Origin of the sequence: uncultured Chitinophaga sp., from assembly GCF_937874145.1 — a bacterium.
Classification (GTDB): domain Bacteria; phylum Bacteroidota; class Bacteroidia; order Chitinophagales; family Chitinophagaceae; genus Chitinophaga.
Genome location: NZ_CALNBI010000275.1, coordinates 1 through 3,944, shown reverse-complemented (window position 1 = coordinate 3,944; position 3,944 = coordinate 1). Strand labels below are relative to the sequence as shown.

Below are 3,944 nucleotides of genomic sequence, written 5' to 3'. Positions count from 1 at the left end.
GGAAGTTACAAATGGACGAACTGGGCCGGAAAACGGTGCCGGAATTCAAGGCGGCGGACAAAACCCCGCTGGTGGTGGTGCTCGACAACGTCCGCAGCATGCACAACGTGGGCTCGGTGTTCCGTACGGCGGACGCTTTCCTGTTACAGGGGATCGTGTTGTGCGGCTATACGCCCGTTCCTCCGCACCGGGATATCCAGAAAACCGCCCTGGGCGCCACCGATACGGTGGAGTGGCAGTATTTCCCGACTACCGTGGAGGCCGTGGAAGCGCTCCGGGCCGAGGGTTTCGCCATTATCGCCATCGAACAGGCCGCTACCAGCGTGATGCTCAATGATTTTGCGCCTGATGACCGCCCGCTGGCGCTGGTTTTCGGGAACGAAGTGTCGGGGGTAGACCCCGCCGTGATGCAGCTGGCCGACGGATGCATCGAAATCCCCCAGCTGGGGATGAAACATTCCCTCAACATCTCCGTGAGCACGGGGATCGTGATCTGGGACCTTTTCTGTAAACTGACCAAAGCAAAATAGACATGGCATCAGACACTATCCGGAATTACCTGTCGCTCGTTAAATTCAGCCACACCATTTTCGCTATGCCGTTCGCCCTGACCGGCTTCTTCCTGGCGGTCACCTGGGCGGGGGAGCCTTTCAGCCTGAAACTGTTCCTGCTCGTGGTGCTCTGCATGGTGTTTGCCCGGAGCGCCGCCATGGCGTTCAACCGCTGGCTGGACGCGGAGATCGACCGGCGCAACCCGCGTACCGCGAAGCGTGAGATCCCGGCGGGCATCATCAGCGCCAGCAATGCGCTGTATTTCGTGATCGGCAACGTGGTCCTGTTTATGCTGACCACCTGGTTCATCAACCCGCTTTGCTTTTTCCTTTCTCCCGTAGCCATTATCGTGGTGCTGGGATATAGTTATACGAAACGTTTCACCGCCCTGTGCCACCTGGTGCTGGGAGTGGGGCTGTCGCTCGCGCCGATCGGGGCTTTCCTGGCGGTGACGGGTTATTTCAGCCTGCTGCCGGTGCTGTTGAGCGTGATGGTGTTGTGCTGGGTGAGTGGATTTGATATTATATATAGTCTGCAGGACGAAGATTTCGACCGTTCGCAGCAGCTGCATAGCATTCCGGCCTGGCTGGGTAAGGTGGGGGCGCTCCGTTTTTCGGAGGTGTTGCACGTGGTGTCGGCCGGGTTGGCCGTGGCGATAGGGCTCATGGGCGGTTTCCACTGGGTGTACTGGATCGGGGCGGCCGTTTTTATCGGTATGCTGATCGCGCAGCACCGGCTGGTGAAGCCCCACGACCTTTCGCGCGTGAACATCGCGTTTATGACCACGAATGGTATTGCCAGCGTGGTGTATGCCGTTTTCGCGATTGCAGACATGTTCATTTTCAAATCCTGACGAATGCCGAGAATAATGGCCATTGATTATGGCAAGAAGCGCACGGGGCTGGCGGTAACAGATCCTTTAAAGATGATCGCCAGCGGGCTGGGAACGGTTCCTTCGCACGAGCTGATCCCTTATCTGAAGAAATATTTCGCGGCGGAAGCGGTGGAGCTGGTCCTGATAGGCATGCCCCGCAATCTCGACGGCTCGGCCACCGACGCAACCGCCTTGGTGCAGGAGTGCATCCGCATCCTCGGCAAGCATTTTCCGGATATGCCGGTGAAGCAGGTGGATGAAAGATTTACGTCGAAAATGGCCTTCCGGAGCATGCTCGACAGCGGGATGAAGAAGAAAGACCGCCAGCAGAAAGGGCTGGTCGACGAAATCAGCGCCACCATCCTGTTGCAGGAGTACCTGCAGTACAACGGTTGACGGCTGGCAGGAATTTTGTAAATTTGCATTTTCCAACAGATTAGTTTTAACAATGATATTACCAATCGTAGCCTATGGAGCCGCCGTGCTCCGGGAAGTTTGTCCGGACATCACGCCCGATTACCCGAACCTGAAACAGCTCATCGATAACATGTGGGAAACCATGTATGCCTCCAACGGGGTAGGGCTCGCTGCGCCGCAGATCAACAAGCCCATCCGCCTGTTTGTGGTAGACAGCAAGCAGATTGTCGACAACCTGGAGGAAGGGGAGAAGAACGAATTTCCCGGTGATGAGGGCATCAAACAGGTGTTCATCAACGCGCACATCGTAGATACCGATGGCGACGATTGGGCATACAACGAAGGCTGCCTCAGCATTCCGAAAGTGCGGGAAGATGTGTACCGCCCCGAGAAGGTGACGCTGCGGTATGTAGATGAAAACTTCCAGCCGCAGGAGCAGACGTTCCACGGCGTTACGGCCCGTGTCATCTTTCACGAATACGATCATATCGACGGCAAGCTGTTCATCGATTACCTCAAGCCGCTGAAAAAAAGGCTCATCAAAAGCCGCCTCGACGATATTTCGAAAGGCAAGATCCGTGTGGATTATAAGATGGTTTTCCCGAAATGATCTTCTCCGGTAGAGGCGTTAAAGTCCGGCATTAAATAAAATATTTATGCCGATTTAATTGATATTGTAATATTTTTTATTATTTTCGAGCCACTATTTCCGAATCCAACACTTGGGAACTTCTAATACATATACCGAAATCGAACTGGTGCAGGGCCTCCGCGCGCGGGACCAGCAGATATTCGGATACCTGTACGATCACTATTCGCCCGCGCTTTATGGTGTGGTGTTGAAAGTGCTCAATGATGAAAATGCTGCCAGTGATGTATTGCAGGAAGTATTTTTAAAAATCTGGCGGGGGATAGAAAAATATGACACAGAGAAAGGGCGTCTTTTCACATGGATGCTCAATATCGCCCGCAACACAGCCATAGACACACTCCGTTCCAAAGCCCACAAGCTCGATCAAAAAATCCATGAACTTAGCAATGACGTATATCTACAATCGAGTCAGCTAACGGTTCATCCATCTGTGGACCATCTTGGCCTCACCAAGGTGTTGGAAAAGCTGAGTAAAGAACAGCGGACGATTATTGATCTTGCCTATTATAAAGGCTGCACCCAGGAAGAAATCGCCAGGTTGCTGGATATTCCTTTAGGAACGGTGAAAACCAGAATGCGCAACGCCATTATCCAGTTGCGTAATGTTTTAAAACAGATGTAATCAGCAAATAGCAAAGTGGACGTTCAACGTTACATATCATCCGGAATTATCGAAAGCTACATTGCCGGGCTTGCGACCGAACCTGAAGTTCGGGACCTGCACAGCGCCATGGAGCAGTCGCCGGAGCTGAAAACCGCGGTAGACGCGGCGCAGCTCGATATGGAGCGTTATGTCCAGATGCAAAGCCAGCCTCCGCCGGCGGATGTTAAAGACAAACTGTTCTTACAGATCAATAACGACCAGTCCGCCGAAATGGCCGACGTCACCGCTGCAGGCGCCGTTCCGGCGTATGAAGTGGAAATCCCCCGGGAACGCAAGCCCCTCACCCTCGTTCATCCCGCATGGAGAGTAGTGGCCGTGGCCGCACTCGCAGGCGTTATCGGCCTGGGCTATTACATCTACCAGCAAGGCCAGACGGAAAATGAATGGAAAGTGAAGTATGAAGCGCTCGCCAACGAAAAGGAAAACATGCTGGCCGAACAAAAAGTCTTCCAGGCCCGGATGCAGGAAAGCGAATCCATGCTCTCCACCATCCGCAACATGAAAACGGTGAACATGTACACCGTTACCACCAACAGGCCCGGCCTGCTCGGCACCGTGTACTGGAACCCCAAATCCCAGGAAGTCCTCCTCACCATTCATAATCTCCCCGAACCCGCCGCCGATCAGCAATACCAGCTGTGGAGCATCGTCAACGGCAAACCCGTAGACGCAGGCGTATTCGACATGAGCACCGCCACCGCCGGCTTCCAGAAAATGAAAGCCGTACCCGGCGCGCAAATGTTCGCCGTCACCCTCGAAAAGAAAGGCGGCTCACCCACACCCAC

The 3,944-nt window shown here is 54.1% G+C and carries 6 protein-coding genes; all 6 read left to right on the top strand.

What is annotated here, in order from left to right; all coding sequences use genetic code 11:
- The coding region (locus Q0510_RS13650; RefSeq protein ID WP_298712666.1) for an RNA methyltransferase at positions 1-530 on the top strand (530 nt) is incomplete at its 5' end.
- Positions 531-532: 2 nt separating this feature from the next.
- Positions 533-1,405: a UbiA-like polyprenyltransferase gene (locus tag Q0510_RS13645; protein ID WP_298712663.1), complete on the top strand. Its 873-nt coding sequence runs from the start codon at positions 533-535 to the stop codon at positions 1,403-1,405.
- A gap of 3 nt (positions 1,406-1,408) precedes the next feature.
- Positions 1,409-1,822 (top strand): Holliday junction resolvase RuvX, encoded by a 414-nt coding sequence (ruvX, locus tag Q0510_RS13640; RefSeq protein ID WP_298712658.1) that lies wholly within the window; start codon positions 1,409-1,411, stop codon positions 1,820-1,822.
- Positions 1,823-1,874: 52 nt separating this feature from the next.
- Positions 1,875-2,453, top strand: coding sequence for a peptide deformylase (def, locus tag Q0510_RS13635; protein WP_298712655.1), 579 nt, complete (start codon positions 1,875-1,877; stop codon positions 2,451-2,453).
- A 112-nt stretch (positions 2,454-2,565) separates the two neighbouring features.
- Positions 2,566-3,117: a sigma-70 family RNA polymerase sigma factor gene (locus tag Q0510_RS13630; RefSeq protein WP_298712652.1), complete on the top strand. Its 552-nt coding sequence runs from the start codon at positions 2,566-2,568 to the stop codon at positions 3,115-3,117.
- 15 nt (positions 3,118-3,132) lie between these two features.
- Positions 3,133-3,944, top strand: an 812-nt coding sequence (locus tag Q0510_RS13625; RefSeq protein WP_298712650.1) for an anti-sigma factor, incomplete at its 3' end; no start/stop codon positions are given.

Excerpts from the sequence above, each read along its gene's own strand:
- Q0510_RS13645 (WP_298712663.1), top strand. The coding sequence starts at position 533 with ATGGCATCAGACACTATCCGGAATTACCTGTCGCTCGTTAAATTCAGC.
- ruvX (WP_298712658.1), top strand. The coding sequence starts at position 1,409 with ATGCCGAGAATAATGGCCATTGATTATGGCAAGAAGCGCACGGGGCTG.
- def (WP_298712655.1), top strand. The coding sequence starts at position 1,875 with ATGATATTACCAATCGTAGCCTATGGAGCCGCCGTGCTCCGGGAAGTT.